Below are 16,907 nucleotides of genomic sequence, written 5' to 3' on the forward strand. Positions count from 1 at the left end.
GGTCCCGGGGTGAGCCCCACCACCGGCGCACGGGCGGGCAACCGTCCGGGCCCCAAGCCACGCCTGACCCGCGAGGAGATCGTCGAGGCGGCCGTCGAGGTCGGCGTCGACCGGCTGACCGTCGCCGCCGTGGCCGACCGGCTCGGCGTCGCGGCCGGCACCCTCTACCGCTACGTCGACGGCCTGGAAGAGATCGCCGGCGCGGCACTGGCCCTGGTGCTCGCCCGCACCCCGCTGCCCGACGCGTCGGCCGGCTGGCGGGCGTTCCTCGAGGCCGAGGCCGCACTCGCGTTCGACCTGCTGCTGCGCTACGCCGCACTCGCCCAGGACGTGGGGGCCGACCTCGGCGCGGTCGCCGGCGACCGGCTGGACCGGATCGTCGGCACGCTGCGGGACACCGGCGGCTTCGACACCGCGGCCGCGGTGCGGATCGCCGACGCCGTGCTCGACATCGTCGCCGACGGGGCGACCCAGACCCGCTGGGTGCGCGGCCCGGACGGCGGCCCCGGCGACCTGTCCGAGGCCGCGCGGGCCTACCTCGGGTCGGTCACGGAGGGGATCCGCCCGAGCCTGGAGGCGATCATGGCCGACCCGCACGAGCACGTGCTGGACAAGGTCGCCCTGGTCCTCGACGGCGTCGAGCTGCGCCGGGCCGCCGGGCGGCCCGGGTACGGCGGGGCCGGCTGAGCGGCCTCACCCGCCGTTGCGGTCGCCCTCCGGGTCGAGCAGGTCCCGGGCCGAGGTCCGGCCGCGCCAGGCGTCGAGCACGGCCGCGTCGGCCCCGCCGGCGACGGCCAGCACCCGCAGCGCGACGGCCTGCGCAGCGCGCGCCGGCGCCGTCGCGGGGCGGGGGCCCGGCGGCTCACCAGCGGCGACCGAGCGGACGACCTCGGCCGTGACCGCCTGCTGCTCCGGGTCGCCGAAGCGCTCCAGCAGCCGGTCGAAGCAGGCCGCGCGGGTCGGGTCGAACGGGATCGGCCGCCCGGTCAGGTCGGTGAGCGGGTGTGCCGGGTAGAGGTGCGCGCAGGGCAGGTGACCGGCGGGCACGGGAACGGTCGCCGCGTGCGTGCGGCCCTCGCGCAGCACGTGCGGGAGCAGGTGGGTGTGCGGCCCGTCCGGGGAGCGGCCCTCCGGCGGCGGGATCGCGGCGTACACCTCGACCCGGCCGAGCGCGGTGGTGAACACCCGGTGCGGGCCCGCCGCGACCAGGGCGGCGGTCAGCGCGCCGTCGAGCGGGCTACCCTCGGCGCGGCGCAGCAGCCCGAGCAGGTCGGGATCGGCCGTGCGCACGCAGGCGTCCACGGTGGCCGTACCGAGCCCGAGGTCGACGAGCACGGCGTCGCGGTCGGCCGGTCGCAGCGCGCAGCGGTCGGGACCGAGCACGGTGACCGAGGTCCGCGCGGCCCTGCGTGCCGCGGCCGCGGGCAGGCAGAACGCGACCGCGTGGTTCCAGTGCTCGTGCGGGCCGACCGGCGTCCGGTAGGCCAGCGGCCGGGTCGCCGGGTGCGCCGCAATCCGGATCCCGCCGCGGGCGGTGACGACCGCACCCGGCCCGGACGGCACGACGGCCTCGTCGGGGGTCCGGACGAACTCGGCGATCGCGCCGGGCGCACCCATGCTCCAGCCCGCGTACGGGTCGGCCAGGTACGCACCCAGCAGCCCGGCCACGGTGTCCCCGACCACAGCGTCCCCGGCCACGTCGTCCACGTCCACGCCTCTCACCCTGCCCCTCCGACGGGAGGGTTCACACCCCGACACGGTCTGTCGCACAGTGATGGCAACAACGATAGGGAGGCATCGTGGACGAGCACCCGCACGACGGCCAGGAGTGCGCCGGCTGCGACTGGGAGGGCAGACCGGAGGCGTTCCGGTGGTTCCCCGAGCTGGGCAGGCCCCTCGACCCGGCGGGCGGGCGCGGCCAGGGTCACGCGGCCTGAGCTCACCGGGCGCCCACCCGTTCCCATCGGCGTCCCCACCACAGGGCCGTCCCGGCCGTCAGCACGACCGCCAGCGAGGGCACGAGCACCACCTGCGGCGCGCCGAACAGGTACTCGCGGCCCTCGGCCACCATCGCGCCCCACTCCGCGGTCGGCGGCTGCACGCCGAGCCCGAGGAACGACAGCCCGGAGACGGTGAGCAGGGTGCTCGCGAACCGGACGCAGGCGTGCGCGGCCAGCGGCGGGACGAGGTTCCGGGCGACGTGCCGGGTCAGGACCCGCCCGGGCCCGGCGCCGAGGGCGACCGCCGCCGTCACGTACTCCCGCTGGCGCTCGGCGAGGGCGAGCAGGTAGGTCTGCCGGGCGAACGGCGTCCAGGCGATCACCGTGACCGCCACCAGCAGGGATCCGACGCCCGGACCCAGCGCGACCGCGGCGAGCAGCCCGAACAGCACCACCGGGATCGCGGCCAGGACGTCGACCACCCGCATCACCGCCCGCCCGACCGGGCCCGCGACCGCGGCGAGCGCCCCGACGGCGACCCCGACCACCCCGGTGACCAGCACCGCGGACAGCGCCAGCCCGACCGTCAGCCGTCCGCCGTGGACGGTGCGCGCGAGCAGGTCCCGGCCCAGCTGGTCGGTGCCCAGCGGGTGGGCCGCGGACGGGCCGGCGAGCATCCCGGCGAAGTCGACGGCGTCCGGGTCGGGCAGCGGCACCCAGAGCAGGCCTGCCGGAACGAGCATCGGCACCGGCCCCACCACGAGCAGGGCGGCCACCCCGGCCGCGACCCACCACGCGGTCCGCGCCCGGGCCCTCACCGCGACCCCGCCGAGCGCAGCACCGGGTCCAGCGCCGTCGCCAGCACCTCCACCAGCACCCCCGCGACCACCGCGACCGCGACGACGAGCAGCGTGCCCGCCTGCACCACCGGCAGGTCCTGCGCGACGACGGCCCGGTGCAGCAAGCGGCCCAGCCCCGGGATCCCGAACACGACCTCGACCACCACCGAGCCGCCCAGCAGCCCGGCGACGAACATCCCGGCCAGCGCGGTCACCGAGGTCGTCGCGAGCCGGGCGCCGTGCCGCCACAGGACCCGGTGCTCACCGAGCCCCTTGGCCCGCGCGACGAGCACGTGCGGCCGGCTCAGCACCCCGGCGGTCTCGGCGCGGACGAGCTGGGCGGCGAGCGCCCCCGGGTAGGCGGCCAGGGTCAGCACCGGCAGGACCAGGTGGGCGGGGTCGCCCCAGCCGAGCGCGGGCAGCGCCCCGGCCCACACCGCGAACACCAGCACCAGCCAGGGGGCGAGCACGAACTCCGGCACCGCGACCCCGGCGACGGTGCCCAGCCCGAGGAACCGGTCGAGCGCCCCGCCGGGACGGCGCGCAGCGTACACCCCGGCGGGGATGCCGACGACCGCCGCCAGGGCGAGGGCGAGCACGGCGAGCAGCCCGGAGACAGTCGCGGCGTCGGCGATCTGGTCGGCGACCGGGGTCCGCGCGACGTAGCCGTAGCCGAGGTCGCCGCGCAGCACCCCGCCCAGCCAGCGCAGGTACTGCTCGGTGACCGGTGCGTCCAGCCCGAGCGAGGACCGCAGCCGCGCCTCGGTCGCCGGGTCCGGCACGGCCTCGGCGCTGCGGGCCCGCAGGACCGCCCGCGCCGGGTCGACGCCGACCAGCCGCGGCAGCGCGAACACCAGCACCGACGCGGCCAGCAGCACCGGCCCGACGACCAGGAGCCGGCGCAGCAGGAGCCCGATCACCCCGTGGTCGGGGTGAGCTGCGGCAGCACCGGGCGGATCTGCAGCGGGTCGGGGACGAAGCCGGTCGCCCCGCGCAGCACGGCGGTGTTGAGCGGGTGCACGACCATGACGCCGACGGCGTCGCGGGTCAGCATCGCCGCGGCCTCGCGGAACATCTGCTGGCGGGCCGCCGGGTCGACGGTGGAGTTGAGCCGGTCGACCAGCGCGTCGTAGGAGGGGCTGCAGTACTGGTCGATCGCGTAGCTGCCGTCGCAGGTGTAGTCCGAGGTCAGCGTGCTCGCCGCGTCCGGGAAGTCGGACAGGTAGCTGCGCGAGTTGAGGAACATGTCGTAGTCACCGGCGAGGACCTTCGGCTCCTGGGCGTCGTAGTTCCCGACGGTGATCTCGACGCGCACCCCGGCGGAGGCGAGCATCGCCTGGATCGCGTTCGCCAGCGCGGGCAGCTCGGGCCGGTTCGGGAAGGTCCACAGCCGCACGGTCAGCGGGTTCTGCTCGGTGTAGCCGGCCTCGGCGAGCAGCTGCCGGGCCCGGGCGACGTCGGCGCCCGGCGGCGGAGCTGTCTCGCCCCAGGGGACGGCCCCGCCGAACAGGTCGGCCGCGGGCGCGGCCCCACCGGCGAGCACCTGCCGGGCCAGCACCGGGCGGTCGATCGCCGCGGTGACGGCCTGGCGCACCCGCAGGTCGTCGAACGGCTTGGCGGACTGGTTGAGCTGCAGCGGCACGGTGCGCGCGTTCGGGTACTCGACGACCTCGGCCCCGGCCGAGCGGACCTGGTCGAGCTGGGCCTGCGGCAGGCCCTCGGCGAACTGGACGTCACCGGACTGGATCGCGAGCGCCCTGGCCTGCGGGTCCTCGACGTAGCGGACGGTGACCCGGGCGGCGCCCGCCGGCTCGCCCCAGTAGTCGTCGTTGCGGACCAGCTGCGCGGAGTCGGTGCCGCTGACGGACTCCAGCACGAAGGGACCGGTCGCGGTGCGCAGGTACTCCGGCGCCCCGCCGCCGGTGTACGCGGCGGGCGCGAGGATGCCGAGGTTGCCGCTGGACAGACGCAGCGGCATGACCGGGTCGGGCTCGGTGGTGGTGATGCGCACGGCGTCCGGGCCGTCGGGGGCGACGGCGAAGCCGATGCCGCGGATCGCCCGCGGCGGGGCCTCGACGCCCGCGACGTAGCGCAGCGCGGTGACGACGGCGTCCGGGGTGAGCGGGGAGCCGTCGTGGAACCGCACGCCCTGGCGCAGGGTGAACCGCCAGGCGTTGCCCTGCTGCTGCCACGCGGTCGCGAGCATCGGCGCCGACCGGGCGTCGGCGTCGACGGTGGTCAGGGTCTCCGCGACGCCGAGGGACTGCAGCCGGGCGCCGTCGTCGGCGTCGAAGGCGTAGTCGGAGCGCGGCGGGAACTGCAGGGCCACGGTCAGCTCGCCGGACGGGTCCGGGGTCGCGGTACCGCCGCCCCCGCCGGCGCCGCATCCGGCGAGCAGCAGGGCGGCGGCCGCGAGCAGTGCGGCCATCTGTCGTGCGATCACCCCGTATGCCTACATCTGAGCACCTATTCAATCAATGCGGCGTGAGCAACGCCCTCGTCCCGCACGACTCCCGGCACGAGTCCCCGCACGGGCGGGCCGTCCGTACCGAACCTCCGTACGGACGGCCCGCTCGTCACCCGCGACGGGTGGCCGGCGCGGACCGGGCTCAGCCGGTCGCGGTCGCCTCACGGACGCGACGGGCCGCGGCGACCAGGTTGGTCAGCGCCGCGACCGTCTCGGGTTCCGCGCGGGTCTTGAGCCCGCAGTCCGGGTTGGCCCACAGCCGGTCCGGGCCGATGTGGCGCAGGGCCGCGCGGAGCTGGTCGACCAGCTCGTCGGTGGCGGGGACCTCGGGCGAGTGGACGTCGTAGACGCCCGGGCCGAGCCCACGCGGGACCCCCGGGCCGAGGTCGGCCAGCACCTCCATCCGCGACCGGGCCGCCTCGACCGTGGTGACGTCGGCGTCGAGCCCGTCGATCGCCCCCACCACCTCGCCGAACTCGGAGTAGCAGAGGTGGGTGTGGATCTGGGTGGTGTCGGCGACGGCACCGACGGCCAGCCGGAACGCGTCCACCGCCCAGTCCAGGTAGGCGGCCCGGTCGCGCTCGTGCAGCGGCAGCAGCTCGCGCAGCGCGGGCTCGTCGACCTGGACGATCCGGATCCCGGCCGCCTCCAGGTCGACGACCTCGTCGCGCAGGGCCAGCCCGACCTGCCGGGCGGTGTCGCCCAGCGGCTGGTCGTCGCGCACGAACGACCAGGCGAGGATGGTGACCGGCCCGGTGAGCATCCCCTTCACCGGCGCCTCGGACAGCGACTGCGCGAACTCCGCCCAGCCGACGGTGATCGGCCGGGGCCGGGACACGTCGGAGTGCAGGATCGGCGGGCGCACGCAGCGCGAGCCGTAGGACTGCACCCAGCCGTGGTCGGTGGTGGCGAAGCCGTCGAGGTTCTCGGCGAAGTACTGGACCATGTCGTTGCGCTCGGGCTCGCCGTGCACCAGGACGTCGAGCCCGATGTCCTCCTGCAGCCGCACCACCCGGACGATCTCCTGGCGCATCCGCTCGGTGTAGGTGCCGGTGTCGATCACGCCGGAGCGGTGCGCGGCCCGGTCGCGCCGGATCTGCGCGGTCTGCGGGAAGGAGCCGATCGTCGTCGTGGGGACGACGGGCAGGCCGAGCGCCTCGCGCTGGACCTTCGCCCGCACGTCGCCGTGGCTGCGCCGGTAGTGGTCGGGGCCGAGAGCGGCGAGCCGGGAGCGCACCCGCTCGTCGCGGCGCGCGGTGGCCGCGACCCGCTCTCTGGTGGCTCGTGCGGCGTCGAACTCCGCCGCGACCGCGTCCGGGCCCTCGTGCAGGGCGCGCCTGAGGAGCACGACCTCCTCGACCTTCTGCCGGGCGAACGCCAGCATGTCGACGACGTCGCCGGGCAGGGCCGTCTCGACGGTCAGGTCGTAGGGAACGTGCAGCAGCGAGCACGACGTGGAGACCTCGACCCGCCCCGCGACGCCGACCAGCCGCTGCGCCGTCGCCAGCGCCCGGTCCAGGTCGGTGCGCCACACGTTGCGCCCGTCGACGACGCCGGCCAGCACCACCTTCCGGTCCAGCCCGGGGACCGCCGGGTCGAGGGCATCGAGGTCGGCACCCCCCGCGACGAGGTCGAGCGCCAGCCCCTCGACGGCCGTGGCGGCGAGCGCGGGCAGCGCCGGGCCCAGCTCCCCGAAGTACGACGCGACGAGGATCTTCGGCCGCCGGGTCGCCGAGGCGAGCCGGTCGTAGGCCCGGCGCAGCGCCGCGATCTCCTCCGGCGTCCGGTCGGCGGCGAAGGCGGGCTCGTCGAGCTGCACCCATTCCGCGCCCGCCTCGGCGAGCTCGGCGAGCAGGTCGCGGTAGACCTCGACGAGCGGCCCGAGCAGGTCCAGCGGACGGAAGCCCTCCGGTGCGCCGTCGGCCGGTTTCGACAGCAGCAGGAAGGTCACCGGTCCGACCAGCACCGGGCGGGTGGTGATCCCGATGCGCAGGGCCTCTCGGAACTCGTCGAGGGCCTTGCGGCTGCCCGGCGCGAGCCGGGTGGCCGGGCCGACCTCGGGGACCAGGTAGTGGTAGTTCGTGTCGAACCACTTGGTCATCTCGCAGGCCGGGGCACCGGTGCGGCCGCGCGCCATCGCGAACAGCCGCTCCAGCGGGTCGGTGATGCCGGCGAAGCGCTCCGGCACCGCCCCGACCGCCAGCGCGGTGTCTCCGACGTGGTCGTAGAACGAGAACGTGTTGCCCGGCACCGAGCCGAGCCCGGCGTCGCGCAACCCGGTCCAGGTGTCGCGGCGCAGTCCGGCGGCGACGTCGTGCAGTGCCGACGCGTCGCTCCGCCCGGCCCAGTACGCCTCGGTCGCCCGCTTGAGCTCCCGGTCCGGCCCGATCCGGGGGTACCCCAGGACGGTGCTGCCGATGGTGCTGCTGGAAGGAATGCTCACGGCCCTCTCTCCTCGCGAGTGCGGTGGAGGACCCGTCGCCGGCAGGGGGCGCCCGCGACCGCCGGGCACGACGGTGCCCGGTCGTCCGCCCGGCCCTCCCGCGAGGCCACGGATCCGCGCACGCCGGACGGCGCACGCACCGGCGGCAGGTCTTCGGACTCACGGGCGCACTGCTCACACCTACTGGCCGTCGCTTCCCGGGATCACTCCCAGTGCTGTTGACGGCGGTCGTTCCCGTTCACCGCTGCGGGGCAGTCCCGGATTCCCACCGGGTTCCCTCTTGCCTCGTGACGCCCCGTTCCCGGGATGACACGAACCGTCGGCGGACCGACCCTAACCCAGGACGAGCCCGGCGAACTGTTGCCGAACTCTCCCTGTTGCAATATGTTTGCAGTACTCAGCCCTCTCCACACGGATCGACGGGCGACCTCACCCTGCCCCCCCTCCGTTCGGAGGGGTTTCCTGCCCGGTCTCCCGAGGGGTAATGCCGATCACCCCTGTGCGCGCGGCCACAGGGGTCCTAGCGTTCGGCCCCGACCCCATCCGCCTGCCTCAGAAAGGGCTGACATGCAGGTAGACGAGCTGCTCAAGCCGTTCCCCATCAAGGAGTTCCACCCGTTCCCTCGCGCGCTCATGGGCCCGGGGTCGCACGAGCTGATCGGCCCCGAGGCGCTCAAGCTGGGCTTCAAGAAGACCCTGGTGATGACGTCGGGCCTGCGCGGCACCGACATCGTCCACAAGATCGTCGAGTCGATGAAGTACCACGGCCTCGAGGTCGTGCTGTACGACAAGGTCGAGTCGAACCCCAAGGACTACAACGTCATGGACGCTGTGGGCCTCTACCAGCAGAACAACTGCGACTCCTTCGTCTCCATCGGCGGCGGCTCCTCGCACGACGCCTGCAAGGGCGCGCGCGTCTCGGTCGCCCACGACGGTCGCAACGTCAACGAGTTCGAGGGCTTCAACAAGTCCGAGAACCCGGCCAACCCGCCGCACATCGCGGTCTCCACCACGGCCGGTACCGGCTCGGAGACCTCGTGGGCCTACGTCATCACCGACACCACGACCGACCCCGACAACCCGCACAAGTACGTCGCCTTCGACGACGCGTCGGTCACCACCCTCGCGATCGACGACCCGGTGCTCTACTACGACTGCCCGATCGACTACACCGCGCAGTGCGGGTTCGACGTGCTCGCCCACGCCTCGGAGCCCTACGTCTCGCGGCTGGACTTCCAGCCGTCGCTGGGCAACGCCCTGCACGCCATCAAGCTGACCTCCCAGAACCTGCGCAAGGCCGTCTGGAACGGCCAGGAGCTCTCCGGCCGCGAGGGCATGATGTACGCGCAGTACATCGCCGCCCAGGCGTTCAACTCCGGTGGTCTCGGCATCATCCACTCGATCAGCCACGCTGTGTCGGCGTTCTACGACACCCACCACGGCCTGAACAACGCCATCGCGCTGCCCCGCGTGTGGGCGTTCAACATGCCGGTGGTCTACGAGCGCTTCGCCGACATCGCCGAGGCCATGGGTGTCGACACCCGCGGCATGACCAAGCCGCAGGCCGCCGACGCGGCGCTCGCCGCGTCCATCCGGCTGCTGCGCGACGTGGGCATCCCGGAGAAGTTCGCCGACGTCAAGCAGGACACCTACTCGAAGAACCGGCTCGGGGTCGGCCCGACCAAGTTCTACGAGAACGCGCCCACCATCATCGGCGACGCGGCCGACGTCGACCGGATCACCAACCACGTCCTCGGCGACGCCTGCACCCCGGGCAACCCGAAGGAGTGCACGTTCGAGACCGTCCGCCCGGTCGTCGACCACTCCATCAACGGTGACCTGGACGACCTGCTGACCTGATCCGCAGGTCAGGAGGTCCACCGTCGCACCGGCGGGCCCAGCCGTCCGAGGCGATACTCGGGTGGGTGGGCCCGCCGGCCGCGGCCCCGCTCGTCCCCGCACCAGAGCCGGTGCGGTCCGCGAAGGAGATACCCGAGTGTCCGAGGCTGTCGTCCCCACGGTGACCGAGGCGGCGGAGGCCGTCGCCTCGACCGGCCCCTTCGAGTCCGTCGACCAGGTGGTCGAGACCCTGCGGGAGCAGGGCTACATCGCCGACACCCGCCTGGCGACGACGGTGTTCCTGCTGACCCGCCTGGACAAGCCGCTGCTGCTGGAGGGACCCGCCGGGGTCGGCAAGACCGAGCTGGCCAAGATGCTCGCCGTCGCCACCGGGCGCCGACTGCTGCGTCTGCAGTGCTACGAGGGCCAGGACGAGACCAAGGCCCTGTACGAGTGGGACTACGGCAAGCAGCTGATGTACACCCAGATCCTCCGCGAGAAGATCGGGCAGCTCGTCTCCGACGCCCCGGACCTCGCCTCCGCGGTCGACCGCATCGGGTCCCAGGAGAGCGTGTTCTTCTCCGAACGCTTCCTCGCGCCGCGTCCGCTGCTGGAGGCCATCCGCTCCGAGCAGCCCGTCGTGCTGCTGATCGACGAGGTCGACCGCGCCGACGAGGCGCTGGAGGCCGTACTGCTGGAGACCCTGGGCGAGTTCCAGATCTCCGTCCCCGAGATCGGGACCTTCGTCGCGACGCAGCGCCCGTACGTGCTGCTGACCTCGAACAACACCCGGGACCTCGCCGCCGCGCTCAAGCGTCGCTGCCTGCACCTGTTCCTCGACTACCCGTCGGCCTCCCGCGAGCTGGAGATCGTGAAGTCGAAGAAGACCGGGCTGTCGGACCAGCTGGCCGAGGAGCTCGTCAACGTCGTGCGCGGACTGCGCGAGCTGGAGCTGCGCAAGTCGCCGTCGATCTCGGAGACCATCGACTGGGCCCGCACGCTGGCCGTCCTGGGCGTCGGCGAGCTGAGCTCGCAGGTCCTCTCCGACACCGTCTCGGTCGTGGTCAAGTACGACAAGGACGTCACGAAGGCCCTGGACGCGCTGCCGCGGCTGGTCGACCCGAACGCGGTCGTCGCCGAGCACGGCCACGGACACGGGCACGGCCATGGGCATGGACACGGCCACGACGGCGACCACGACCACGACGAGCCCGCCGCCCCGCCGGCGCGCACCGCGGGCGCCCGTGGCGACGACCCGGACGACGGCGACGTCGACGGCCGCGCCAAGCGCGCGGCGAAGGACCAGGCGGGCCGGCACGGCGGCATCTACGGCGGCCTCCCGGGCGGCGTGGCCCCGCCGCCGTCGGCGATCCGGAAGGTCTCGCCCGGCCAGGGCACCCGCTCCTTCGGCGGCTCCCGCAAGCGCCCGGTCTGATCGGGCGTCGGCATGGAAGCGAGCATCCACCGCTTCGTCCGGCTCCTGCGGATCCGGTCGGTGCGCATCTCGGTCTCCGAGGCGCTCGACGCGATGGCCTGTGCCGCCCAGCCGGGAGTGCTGTCCGACAGGTCGGTGCTGAAGGAGGCGCTGCGCATCGCGCTGATCAAGGACCGCCGCGACGAGGCGACCTTCGACGAGGTCTTCGACCTGTTCTTCTCCCTGGTCAGGGTGGGCGAGGCCGAAACGGGTCACGGCCACGGGCACGGGCACGGCGACATGTCCGACGACACCCCGCTGGAGAACTTCACGCTGTCCGAGGAACCGTCGGAGACCCCCCAGGAGGGCCACGACCACGGCTCCCCGGTCGACATCAAGGAGTTCTTCGACCCGGAGGACCTGGCCGAGCAGTACAACCTGCACCAGGAGGCCAACAAGATCGACATGGCCTCGATGACGGACGAGATCGTGCTCTCCAAGGAGCAGGCAGGCGACGTCGCCGACGGCCAGCGCGTCCAGATCGAGACCGACCGGTTCTCCGGCGGTGGCCGGCCCGGTGACATCTCCCAGCAGCAGGGCACGAAGGTCGACGCCGACCTGTCGGTCGCCCAGCAGGACGCGCTGCTGGGCTGGCTGAACTCCGAGGAGGACCGGCTCTCGGAGTCCGAGCAGGGGACCGAGGACGACGCGGCCGCCCTGCGCCGGCGTCTCACCGGGGTGCTCGACAACCTCCCCGAGCTGCTCAAGGCCCACCTGGAGAAGCTGCTCGCGATCGAGCAGCGGATCGTCGAGGGCCACGACGACGCCGAACGCGTCGCCGAGGTCGACCGGGCGAACGAGTCCGAGCGCATGCAGCTGGAGGAGTCGCTGCGGCGGCTCGCGAAGTCACTGCACGGCGCGCTCACCCACCGCAGAAGGGTCTCGCCGCGGGGCCGGATCGACTCGGCCCGGACCATGCGCAGGAACATGCGCTACGACGGCGTCCCCTTCTCCCCGGTCACCGTGCAGCGCCAGGAGGACAAGCCGCGCTTGGTGGTGCTGACCGACGTCTCGCTGTCGGTCCGGGCCACCGCACGGTTCACCCTGCACCTGGTGCACGGTCTGCAGGACCTGTTCGGCCAGGTGCGCTCGTTCGCGTTCGTCGCCGACCTGGTCGAGGTGACCGACCTGTTCGCCGACCACCCCGTCGAGCACGCCCTCGGGCTGATCTTCGGCGGCGACCAGCTCGACGTCGACGCGAACTCCCACTACGGCCTGGCCTTCGGCCAGTTCCTGGAGGACCACGGCTCGGCGGTCACCCGGCGCACCACGGTGCTGGTGCTCGGCGACGGCCGGGGCAACGGCAACGATCCCAACATGGAGGCGTTCGTCGAGATCACCCGGCGGGCCAGGGAGACGATCTGGCTGACCCCGGAACCGCGGTACTCCTGGGGGCTGGGTCGCTGCGACCTGCCCGCCTACGCCGAGTACTGCGACCGCGTCCGCGTGGTCCGGGACCTGTCCGGCTTCGAGGCCACGACCAACGAGATGGCCGGCGAGCTGATCGGCCGCTGACCCCGGCCCCGTCCCCCGATGGCGCACGAACCCCCGGGGTCAGCGCTCGACGACGATCTTCCCGACGGTGCTGCCGGACTCGATGAGCCGGTGCGCCTCGCGGACCGACTCGGCGGTCAGTCCCTGCAGCCGCCGCGTCTCGGTGCTGCGCAGCTCGCCGGCGTCGACCAGGCGGGCGACCTCGTCCAGGATCTCCCGCTGCACCGTCGAGGTCAGCTCGGACAGCGGCCGGGTGAACATCAGCTCCCAGTGCCAGGCCTGCGACTTCGTCTTCAGCGGCAGGGTGTCCAGCCCCTCCGGCTCGTCGATGGCGACGACGATGCCGCGCGGGGTCATGAGCTCGGCGTAGGCCTCGACGTTGCCCTCCGAGACCGGTGAGAACACGTACTGGACGCCGTCCGGAGCGGCCGCACGGACGGTCGTGACGAGGTCGTGGTGGTCGGCGATCGCGTGCGCGCCCATCGCGCGGGCCCAGTCCGCGGACTCCGCCCGCGACGCGGTGCCGACCAGGGTCAGCCCGGTGCGGCGGCCGAGCTGCAGGACCATCGAGCCGACGCCGCCCGCGGCGGACACCACGAGCAGGGTGCCGGTGGACTCGGCGGTGACCCGCAGGTGGTCGTGCAGGCACTCCCAGGCCGTGAGCGAGGTCAGCGGCAGCGCGGCAGCGGCGGCGAAGTCCAGGCTCGAGGGCTTGCGGCCGACGATGCGCGAGTCGACGAGCTGACGGTGGGCGTTGCTGCCGGGCCGGTCGATCGCGCCGGCGTAGTAGACCTCGTCGCCGGGGGTGTACCCCTGCACCGACGCCCCCACCCCGACGACGACGCCCGCCGCGTCGTACCCGAGGACCTTCGGCCCGTCGGCCGGGTCGAAGGAGGCACGGACCTTGCGGTCGACCGGGTTCACCGAGACGGCGCGGACGTCGACGAGCAGGTCGTACGGTCCGGGGTCGCCGACCTCGATCTCCGAGTCCACCAGGGCCCCGGGATCCTCGATCGGCAGCGGGCGGGGTGCGACGACGGCGGGGACGAGAGCCATGACCGAACGCTAACCGCGCGAGCGTCCGGCCGCGCACCGCGCCGGCCCCCGGGATGGGCCGTTCGGCCCATTTCGGACCGCGCGGCGGCCGCCCCACGTATCATCGGGGGTCCCTTCGGAAGGCGGGCCGTGTGGTGGGTGAGGGTGGGCTGGTCGTCCGGGCCGTCGGGCGGGTGTGCACGGCGCTGTGGGGCTACACGCCCGGGGTGATCCCTGCGATGGTCGCCACGATGGGCAGCGGTCCCGCGCTGCGCTGGTTCGCCGCGAACTTCCCGCGTTTCCTGGTCACCCTGCGTGTGCTGGGCCCCGTCCGCACCCACCTGGCCGGGCTCACGATCTCCCTGGTGAACGGGTGCACGTACTGCGCCTACGGCCGCGCGCACGCCCTGGAGCTGATCCACCTGCGCGACCGGGGCCGGTTGTTCCCGCTCGACGCCCGCACCCTGGAGAGCTGGAACGGGCTGTCCCGCCGCGAGATCGGGCTGCGGTTGCGCGGTGTGCTCGAACAGGCCGGGATGCACGCCGAGGTGATCTGGGTGGACCGGACCCTGGCCCTGCTGGACGGCGCCCCGCCCGTCGACGCCGACGAGCGCCGCATCGCCCACCTGTGCCGGATGGTCGGCACCATGAACGCGATCGCGGTCGCCGCGGGGACCGTCCCGGACGGCGCCCACGACCCGGTCAACAAGGACACCGCGCTGAAGGCCCGGCTGCTCGCCGCGCAGACGGTCTGAGCCCCCGGACGCCGGCACTCGCCCCCCACCGTCCGGACGGGGAGGGACCGGGCCGTCGGACGTGGTGCGGCGTACCGGTGACCGCCTAGCGTGGCGTGGGTCCCCCGCACGCACAGGAGCGATCCATGATCGGAACCGACCGGCTCTCCAACGACCTCGCCGGCTGGCTGGACCGCACCCTGGTGCAGCCCGGGATCCTGCCGGCCGAGCGCTTCGAGGAGGCGTTCGTCGCCTGCGTCGCGAGCGCCGCGAAGGACCCCGAGCTCCCGGACGACGCGTGGCTCGCCTTCTACCGCAACACCCTCGACGCGCTGGTCGGAGAGCCCGAGCCGGGCGGCACCAACGCCGAGATGGCGCCGGTGCACGCCCGCGCCCGGTCCCTCGTGCTGGGCGAGGAGGTGCTGGAGCTCGGCTGCTGCTTCGGCTTCCTGTCGCTCCAGCTGGCCCGCGACGGCCACCGCGTCACCGCCACCGACCTCACCGGCGGCACCGTCGAGCTGCTGACCCGGATGGCGCCGCAGCTCGGCGCCGACCTGGAGACCCACGTCGCCGACGCGCGTGCCGTCGCGCTGCCCGACGGGTGCGCGGACACCGTGTTCGCCGTGCACCTCGTCGAGCACCTGTCCGAGTCCGACGGCGACGAGGTCGTCGCCGAGATGCTGCGCCTCGCCCGGCGACGGGTGGTCGTCGCCGTCCCGTTCGAGGACGAGCCGAACCCCGCCTGGGGTCACGTCCGGGTCTTCGACGAGCGCGTCCTGACCCGGATCGGGGAGCGCACCGGCCGGTCGTTCACGGTGTCCGAGCACCACGGCGGCTGGCTGGTGATCGACCTCTGAGCAGGGCGTGGGTGAGCGCCTCCAGCGGGCCGCGGTCGTGGCCGCGCAACCACCACCCCGCCGCCGCGGCCGAGCCGGCGACGACGAGGGCCCACACCGCGACGACCACCCCGGTCCGCAGCGGCGCCGGCACGCCGACGAGCGCCCCGGCCAGGCCGAGCCCCCAGGCGCCGAACAGGACCGCGGCCACGACGTTCTGGCCGACGTAGCAGGTCATCGCGGTCCGGCCGAGCGCGGTGAGCCCGCGCCGCACCGGGCCGGCCGGACCACGCAGTCGCGCCAGGACCTCCGGCACCAGGCCGAGCAGCCCCAGCGCGACCAGCGGTGCCACCAGGTAGCGCTCGACGAGGAACCACGGGGCGCCGCCGAGCGTGGTGAGCAGGGTGAGCACCACCCCGACGGCCCCGGTGCCGATCAGCCGCCGGCGCAGGGTGACGGCGGCGGTGTCGAACAGGCCGGCGCGCAGCAGGGCCGACCCGGCCAGGAACAGCGCCACCGCCGACGGGACGATCAGCACGAGCTCGACCCGGTAGAGCAGCGGGTCGGTCAGCCGGGCGGCGACCTGTCCGGTCCAGGTCGCCGGGTACGGCGGGAGCGGCACGTCGGCCCCGGTGCTGCCGGCCGTCGCGACGGACGCGCCGACCACGAGCAGCACCGTGACCGCCCCGGCGACGCAGGCCGCCGCCGTCCGCACCCGCGCCGACCGGCCCACCAGCCACGCGACCAGCACCGAGGCGATCGCGTAGCCCATCAGCACGTCGAACTCGAAGACCAGCACGTAGTGCAGCAGTCCCTCGGTGAACAGGATCCCGGCCCGGGCGAGGTAGCGGCCGGGCCACCGCAGCCCGCGGCGCACCGCGGAGCGGTACTGCAGCTCCATCCCGATGCCGAACAGCAGGGTGAGAAGTGCGAGGAACTTGCCGTTCGCGACGGCGCGGAGCGCGGTGTCGAGCCACCACCCCGCGGAGAACCCGGCGAACACCGCACCCGGCCCGCGCGGGTCGGCGAACACCCAGACGTTCGTCGCGAAGGTCCCGGCGATCGCGAGGCCGCGCAGCACGTCCGGCGCGGCGAGGCGGTCACCGGGCACCGGAGCGCTCCCGGTCGTCGGTACCGGGGAACACCGTCGCCCACAGCGGCCCCGCGACGAACCAGATCCCGGCGATCAGCGACGCCGTCGCCAGCCAGGACCACATCGGGTCCCCCGACCAGGCACCCGGCGCCGGGACCGCGCGGCCGCCGACCACCGACAGCAGCACCAGCACCGCCGCCGTGATCACCCAGGCGGCGACGACCTTGCCGTACTCGCGCCACTCGTACCGCATCCGGGCGGCCCCGCCCCGGGGCGGGCGTACCGGTGCCGGGCCGCCCGCGAAGCGGTGGGCGAACCGGACGTCGGCCCAGCGCACCAGCGAGTGTCCGAACGCGACGGTGATCCCGAGGTAGAGCGCGGCCAGCCCGTGCACCCGCGACGGTTCGCCGCCGGTCGCCAGGTCCACCGGCGAGGCGGTGACCAGCACGAGGTCCATCAGCGGCACCCCCAGCAGCAACACCGCACCCAGGCCCCGGCGACGCAGCACGTAGCGCGCCCCCAGCCCGGCCAGCAGGAACACCCAGAACCCGATCTCGGCGCCGACGATCAGCCACAGCAGCGGCTCGGCGAACAACGACTCCCCCATGGCCGGCGATCGTGCCGCCCCGCCCGCGGTGGCGCGTCCGGCGTGCGACCGATCCGCGCGTACCACCTTCGACGGACGCGGCGCGGGCGCCGGGCGTGCTGGGATG

The 16,907-nt window shown here is 74.1% G+C and carries 15 protein-coding genes and 1 riboswitch; of the genes, 7 read left to right on the forward strand and 8 right to left on the reverse strand.

Features of this window, described 5'->3' with window-relative positions:
• Positions 1 to 9: 9 nt before the first annotated feature.
• On the forward strand, positions 10 to 687 hold the full coding sequence (locus Ae331Ps2_RS07520; protein WP_020626904.1) for a TetR/AcrR family transcriptional regulator: 678 nt from the start codon (positions 10 to 12) through the stop codon (positions 685 to 687).
• A gap of 6 nt (positions 688 to 693) precedes the next feature.
• Here the strand turns inward: Ae331Ps2_RS07520 and Ae331Ps2_RS07525 are convergent, their stop codons facing one another.
• Complete coding sequence (locus tag Ae331Ps2_RS07525; protein WP_075309875.1) at positions 694 to 1,713, reverse strand: hypothetical protein; 1,020 nt, start codon at positions 1,711 to 1,713, stop codon at positions 694 to 696.
• 86 nt (positions 1,714 to 1,799) lie between these two features.
• Here Ae331Ps2_RS07525 and Ae331Ps2_RS31850 point away from each other — a divergent pair, with 86 nt between their 5' ends.
• Positions 1,800 to 1,937: a hypothetical protein gene (locus Ae331Ps2_RS31850; RefSeq protein WP_020627609.1), complete on the forward strand. Its 138-nt coding sequence runs from the start codon at positions 1,800 to 1,802 to the stop codon at positions 1,935 to 1,937.
• Between the two features lie 2 nt (positions 1,938 to 1,939).
• On the opposite strand, the gene Ae331Ps2_RS07530 is transcribed toward Ae331Ps2_RS31850, so the two are convergent.
• The 4 genes from Ae331Ps2_RS07530 to metE form a co-directional block, all read right to left on the reverse strand.
• On the reverse strand, positions 1,940 to 2,758 hold the full coding sequence (locus tag Ae331Ps2_RS07530) for an ABC transporter permease (RefSeq protein WP_075309873.1): 819 nt from the start codon (positions 2,756 to 2,758) through the stop codon (positions 1,940 to 1,942).
• A complete protein-coding gene (locus Ae331Ps2_RS07535; RefSeq protein WP_075309871.1) occupies positions 2,755 to 3,699 on the reverse strand; it encodes an ABC transporter permease in 945 nt (314 codons plus the stop codon). Before Ae331Ps2_RS07535 ends, Ae331Ps2_RS07530 begins: the two co-directional genes overlap by 4 nt.
• Positions 3,696 to 5,222, reverse strand: a complete 1,527-nt coding sequence (locus Ae331Ps2_RS07540; RefSeq protein ID WP_075309869.1) for an ABC transporter substrate-binding protein — start codon at positions 5,220 to 5,222, stop codon at positions 3,696 to 3,698. Before Ae331Ps2_RS07540 ends, Ae331Ps2_RS07535 begins: the two co-directional genes overlap by 4 nt.
• A 166-nt stretch (positions 5,223 to 5,388) precedes the next feature.
• The gene (gene metE, locus Ae331Ps2_RS07545; protein WP_083695321.1) at positions 5,389 to 7,689 is read right to left on the reverse strand and encodes a 5-methyltetrahydropteroyltriglutamate--homocysteine S-methyltransferase; all 2,301 of its coding nucleotides are present in this window, start codon (positions 7,687 to 7,689) and stop codon (positions 5,389 to 5,391) included.
• 126 nt (positions 7,690 to 7,815) lie between these two features.
• Positions 7,816 to 8,025, reverse strand: a riboswitch (cobalamin riboswitch).
• Between the two features lie 231 nt (positions 8,026 to 8,256).
• Between metE and mdo the strand changes: the two genes are divergently transcribed.
• From mdo to Ae331Ps2_RS07560, 3 genes are all read left to right on the forward strand, one after another.
• Positions 8,257 to 9,549, forward strand: a complete 1,293-nt coding sequence (mdo, locus tag Ae331Ps2_RS07550) for an NDMA-dependent methanol dehydrogenase (RefSeq protein WP_020626210.1) — start codon at positions 8,257 to 8,259, stop codon at positions 9,547 to 9,549.
• Between the two features lie 136 nt (positions 9,550 to 9,685).
• Positions 9,686 to 10,963, forward strand: coding sequence for a MoxR family ATPase (locus Ae331Ps2_RS07555; RefSeq protein WP_075309867.1), 1,278 nt, complete (start codon positions 9,686 to 9,688; stop codon positions 10,961 to 10,963).
• 12 nt (positions 10,964 to 10,975) lie between these two features.
• Positions 10,976 to 12,517 (forward strand): VWA domain-containing protein, encoded by a 1,542-nt coding sequence (locus tag Ae331Ps2_RS07560; protein WP_075309865.1) that lies wholly within the window; start codon positions 10,976 to 10,978, stop codon positions 12,515 to 12,517.
• Positions 12,518 to 12,556: 39 nt separating this feature from the next.
• Here the strand turns inward: Ae331Ps2_RS07560 and Ae331Ps2_RS07565 are convergent, their stop codons facing one another.
• On the reverse strand, positions 12,557 to 13,552 hold the full coding sequence (locus Ae331Ps2_RS07565) for a zinc-binding alcohol dehydrogenase family protein (protein WP_075309863.1): 996 nt from the start codon (positions 13,550 to 13,552) through the stop codon (positions 12,557 to 12,559).
• Positions 13,553 to 13,683: 131 nt separating this feature from the next.
• Between Ae331Ps2_RS07565 and Ae331Ps2_RS07570 the strand changes: the two genes are divergently transcribed.
• Complete coding sequence (locus Ae331Ps2_RS07570) at positions 13,684 to 14,286, forward strand: hypothetical protein (RefSeq protein ID WP_139318906.1); 603 nt, start codon at positions 13,684 to 13,686, stop codon at positions 14,284 to 14,286.
• A gap of 125 nt (positions 14,287 to 14,411) precedes the next feature.
• Positions 14,412 to 15,122 (forward strand): mycofactocin oligosaccharide methyltransferase MftM, encoded by a 711-nt coding sequence (mftM, locus tag Ae331Ps2_RS07575; protein WP_075309859.1) that lies wholly within the window; start codon positions 14,412 to 14,414, stop codon positions 15,120 to 15,122.
• Here the strand turns inward: mftM and Ae331Ps2_RS07580 are convergent.
• Both Ae331Ps2_RS07580 and Ae331Ps2_RS07585 read right to left on the reverse strand, forming a co-directional pair.
• A complete protein-coding gene (locus Ae331Ps2_RS07580; RefSeq protein WP_075309857.1) occupies positions 15,076 to 16,212 on the reverse strand; it encodes a DUF418 domain-containing protein in 1,137 nt (378 codons plus the stop codon). The genes mftM and Ae331Ps2_RS07580 overlap by 47 nt on opposite strands.
• Entirely contained in the window at positions 16,202 to 16,801 is a 600-nt protein-coding gene (locus tag Ae331Ps2_RS07585; protein WP_075309855.1) for a hypothetical protein, read from the reverse strand. Before Ae331Ps2_RS07585 ends, Ae331Ps2_RS07580 begins: the two co-directional genes overlap by 11 nt.
• Between the last annotated feature and the right edge of the window lie 106 nt (positions 16,802 to 16,907).

Source organism: Pseudonocardia sp. Ae331_Ps2 (genome assembly GCF_001932405.1).
In the GTDB taxonomy this organism is placed as follows: domain Bacteria; phylum Actinomycetota; class Actinomycetes; order Mycobacteriales; family Pseudonocardiaceae; genus Pseudonocardia.

Bases quoted from the DNA above. Each gene is read 5' to 3' on its own strand.
- mdo (WP_020626210.1), top strand. From the start codon at position 8,257: ATGCAGGTAGACGAGCTGCTCAAGCCGTTCCCCATCAAGGAGTTCCAC.
- Ae331Ps2_RS07560 (WP_075309865.1), top strand. From the start codon at position 10,976: ATGGAAGCGAGCATCCACCGCTTCGTCCGGCTCCTGCGGATCCGGTCG.
- Ae331Ps2_RS07565 (WP_075309863.1), bottom strand. From the start codon at position 13,552: ATGGCTCTCGTCCCCGCCGTCGTCGCACCCCGCCCGCTGCCGATCGAG.
- mftM (WP_075309859.1), top strand. From the start codon at position 14,412: ATGATCGGAACCGACCGGCTCTCCAACGACCTCGCCGGCTGGCTGGAC.
- Ae331Ps2_RS07585 (WP_075309855.1), bottom strand. From the start codon at position 16,801: ATGGGGGAGTCGTTGTTCGCCGAGCCGCTGCTGTGGCTGATCGTCGGC.